This is a genomic window from Rheinheimera sp. (assembly GCF_036568245.1).
GTDB lineage: Bacteria > Pseudomonadota > Gammaproteobacteria > Enterobacterales > Alteromonadaceae > Alishewanella.
In genome coordinates this window covers 1-3954 of record NZ_DATCSY010000416.1, presented here as the reverse complement: position 1 = coordinate 3954, position 3954 = coordinate 1, and the positions used below count along the sequence as shown (strand labels likewise).

Genomic DNA, 3954 nt, shown 5'->3' with positions numbered 1-3954 from the left:
AGCAGCGGCAACGGCACCCGCCAGCGGCAATTGCTCAGCGCCGAACAACTGGGCGCTCCAGCCTGCCACAAAGCCAACAAAGCTCACCACCATAATCAGCGGCCCGGGCGTGCTCTCGCCCAGCGCCAGCGCATCCATCATCTGCAGTGCGCTGAGCCAGCCATAATGCTCTACTGCCCCTTGGTACACGTACGGTAACACGGCATAGGCGCCACCGAAGGTCAGTAACGCTGCTTTAGAAAAAAACCAGCCTAGCTGCGCCTGTGTACTTTGCCAGCCATAGCACCATACCAGCATTGCCATTGCTGCCACCCAGATCCCCAGCCCCAGCGCTACCCCGCGGCTGAATTTGCGCCAGCTAAAAAGCTGATGCGCCGGTAATGGCGTAGTGTCGCTTATCACTGCTTGCTGGCTGGCGCTACGACTGCCGTTACCTGCAGCCACATTGCCAACGCCTAGCTGGGCCGGCCGGTAGCGCAGCAGCAGCCAGCCGCTGATAGCAGCACCGAGCACAATAGCGGGAAACGGCACCTTAAACACAGCGATAGCCAGCAAAGCGGTCAGCGCCAGCAGCTTGAGTGCAGGGCTATGCAGCGTTTTTTTGCCGATACGCCAGGCCGCAAACAATACTATGGCCGTTACCGCTGGCTTGATCCCATAGAGCGCGCCCTGTAACAACGGCATATCGCCCCATGCCAGATACACCCAGGCCAGCAGACTCAGCATGAAAAAAGAAGGTAAAATAAACAGCAACCCCGCCAGCAAAGCACCTTTAGTGCCATGCAACAACCAGCCAATATAGGTTGCCAGTTGCTGCGCTTCCGGCCCGGGTAGCAACATGCAATAATTCAGCGCATGTAAAAACCGTTGCTCAGAAATCCAACGACGTTTTTCAACCAGCTCCTGGTGCATCATCGCCAGCTGCCCTGCCGGGCCACCAAAGCTGATAAAGCCGAGTTTTAACCAGTAATAAAATGCCTGACGCAAGCTGACTGCGGTGTCAGCCTGTTTCACTGCTCTTTTTCCTTGGTTAAACGCTGCTCTAAGCGCTGATTCACCGCCTCGGCATAAATTACACAGCCTTGCGGATCAGCTAAACCAGCACTGCTTTGCAGCCTGGTGCGCAGATTGCTGGCTGAGGGATGCGGTGTCAGCAGGATTTGACAATCCAGCGCTGCCAGGGTTTTCAGGCCGGCGCGATATGCATGTAAATACCTCAGGTGTTCGCTAAAACGATAACTGTCACTACTGACCGGTGACAAACTGTCGGCATACACCAGTACCTGACATTGTCCGGCGTCACAGCTGCGCCACTGCCAGCTGAGCGCGCCCGGCGTATGACCCGGTGTAGCGATTGGCATCAGGCTCAGCTCCCCCAGATTAACCGCCTGACCAGCAGTCACCAGACCATCAACTCTGGCTGGTGGAAACGGCTTGTGCATACCTGCCTGTGGGTCAGCGCTACTGACCACACCACTTGCCAGCACCGGCGCTGCTTCTGCTGATGCCAGCAATGTTGCCCCGCTTAATTGCTGTAATCTGGCTAAGCCGGCAACATGATCAAAATGCTCATGGCTTTGCAGCAACAATTTAATATCACTCAGCGCAAAACCGAGCGAGCGGATATTGTTCGCAATAACATCTGCGCCGGCTTCTGTCGCGCCATCAATCAAAATATGGCCCTTATCACCTGTGATCAAAATAGCGCTGATACCACAGGTACCAACATAGTAGCTGTTGCCATAAATGCGGTATGGCGGGCCGGCTTTGTCCCAGTCATCCCAATCAGCGCAACGCGCTACCCAGTCCGATACCGGCGGACTGGCTACTGTCTTTGGCACACTGCTACAGGCAGCCAACAACATTAGTAACAGACAGAAAAAACAGCGGATGAATGTCCGGTAAGTCACAACAGCGCTCCGTTAGCTAAAAGGTAAACATTGGTTAATAAGGTCAACTGCATCATTAACCATGCCTATGCTGGTTGCAAGTAGTAGGCAATGCATATTGATAACTGTACGCATGATATAAATTACTGTATTTTCAAAATTCAATGAAATTTAGTCATAGGTAGCAGCGTGATTGAAAAAATACACCTGAGCATTATGCGCGAGATTAACCGCCAGGGCTCATTAACTGCGGCAGCCAGTAGCCTTAATCTGACACAGTCGGCACTAAGCCACAGTATCAAAAAACTGGAGCTTCAGTCAGGTATAGCACTGTGGTTAAAAGACGGCCGGCAGATCCGCCTGACCGAAGCGGGTAATTATTTGCTGGAGCAAGCCAACCGCGTATTACCTCAGTTTGAGCGTATTGATGAAACGCTGCGCCAGTTTGCCGGCAACGAAAGAGGCAGTTTGAGGGTAGGTATGGAATGCCACCCCTGTTATCAGTGGCTGCTTAAGGTGGTTCAGCCTTTTCTGGCGCAATCGCCAGGAGTAGATATTGATGTTAAGCAGCGCTTTCAGTTTGGCGGTATGGCGGCGCTGTTTAACTACGATATTGATTTGCTGATAACGCCGGATCCTATCCTGAAAGAACAGATTATGTTTGAGCCGGTATTTCCATACGAATTAGTGCTGGTTGTTGGCCAGAGCAATAAACTCAGTGCACTGACACAGCTTGAGCCGGCAGATTTAACTGACCAAACCTTACTGACCTACCCGGTTGAAACCGCCAGGCTGGATATTTTTCAGCAATTTTTGCTACCTGCCCAATGCATGCCACGGTTGCACAAAACGCTGGAAGCCACCGATATTATTCTGCAAATGGTGGCCGCAAACCGGGGCGTTGCTGCTATGCCAAAATGGCTGGCACTGGAATATGCCCAAACGCTGCCAATCAAAATGCTACGGTTGGGCAGTAACGGCATCCACAAACATATTTATGTGGGTTACCGTAAAAACGAGCAACAGAATACACATCTGCAAACCTTTATCAGGCTGGCAAAACAGCAGGCCAGCCAGAGCACAGGTAGCTGAACATTACTGTGGTGGGGCAAAGGCAGCGAACAGCTCATCGCAGGTCATATTATGTGTTTGCTCGGCAAAGCTGTAGTAACCGGGCTTGCTATCAATACATACCTGATGGTCAAACACCAGATCGTCTGCCTGTTCGAATAGCCCGGCCGGCATAATGTACTGGCCATTCTGACTTAAACGGTAAAATAAATGGGTGCCACATTCGCTGCAAAAACCACGTGATGCCCAGTCTGACGAGCGAAAAGCCCGGATATACTGTTCACCTTCGAAACTGACACCGGTACCACAGTCGACAGCCAGCAGAGGGCCGCCGCCCCAACGCCGGCACATACCACAGTGGCAGGCCCCCACCTTGCTGTCTGCCGAGCTGGCACTGATTTTAACCTTACCGCATAAACACTGGCCGTGACGCTGAACCGACATGCTGCCCTCCTTACAATGACGTTAAACCGCTAAGCCCGTTGGCATAAACCTAGTGCAAGGTGGGCGCGGCGTCCACTTGTTTTACCTTCAGCCAAACATCGTTATGATGACCGGCTGGTAATGCAGCTGGTCGCATCCGACTAGACTATTACTAAATTTAAACGCAACATGAATAAATTATTTTTCAACTGCGACGACGGGGGCAGGATGAAACTGAATTGTGATTTAGGCGAAAGCTTCGGCAGCTGGCAAATGGGACTGGATGCCGCTGTGATGCCGTACATTGATATGGCTAATATTGCCTGTGGTTTTCATGCCGGCGATGCCGACGTGATGGCCAAAACCCTCAAAATGGCTAAGCAGCATGGCATTGCTGTTGGCGCGCATCCTTCTTACCCGGATCTGCAAGGCTTTGGCCGGCGCAGTATGGCGCTGTCAGCCAGCGAAATAATTAACACTATGCGTTATCAGATGGCGGCACTGGATGGCATGGCACAGAGCGCCGGTGTAACAATAAGCTATGTGAAACCGCATGGGGCTTTGTATAACG

The 3954-nt window shown here is 52.2% G+C and carries 5 protein-coding genes; 2 read left to right on the top strand and 3 right to left on the bottom strand.

Going from position 1 to position 3954, the window contains the following annotated elements:
• Together chrA and bla are read right to left on the bottom strand one after the other, a co-directional pair.
• On the bottom strand, positions 1 to 1014 hold a 1014-nt coding region (chrA, locus tag VIN66_RS18730; protein ID WP_331925397.1), incomplete at its 3' end, for a chromate efflux transporter.
• On the bottom strand, positions 1011 to 1841 hold the full coding sequence (gene bla / locus VIN66_RS18725) for a subclass B3 metallo-beta-lactamase (protein ID WP_331925396.1): 831 nt from the start codon (positions 1839 to 1841) through the stop codon (positions 1011 to 1013). The genes chrA and bla, both read right to left, overlap by 4 nt.
• Before the next feature lie 237 nt (positions 1842 to 2078).
• Here bla and VIN66_RS18720 point away from each other — a divergent pair, with 237 nt between their 5' ends.
• Positions 2079 to 2981 (top strand): LysR family transcriptional regulator, encoded by a 903-nt coding sequence (locus tag VIN66_RS18720; RefSeq protein WP_331925395.1) that lies wholly within the window; start codon positions 2079 to 2081, stop codon positions 2979 to 2981.
• A 3-nt stretch (positions 2982 to 2984) separates the two neighbouring features.
• On the opposite strand, the gene VIN66_RS18715 is transcribed toward VIN66_RS18720, so the two are convergent.
• A complete protein-coding gene (locus VIN66_RS18715; RefSeq protein WP_134058091.1) occupies positions 2985 to 3404 on the bottom strand; it encodes a GFA family protein in 420 nt (139 codons plus the stop codon).
• Between the two features lie 207 nt (positions 3405 to 3611).
• Here VIN66_RS18715 and VIN66_RS18710 point away from each other — a divergent pair.
• Positions 3612 to 3954: LamB/YcsF family protein (locus VIN66_RS18710; protein WP_331925394.1), on the top strand; the 343-nt coding region annotated here is incomplete at its 3' end.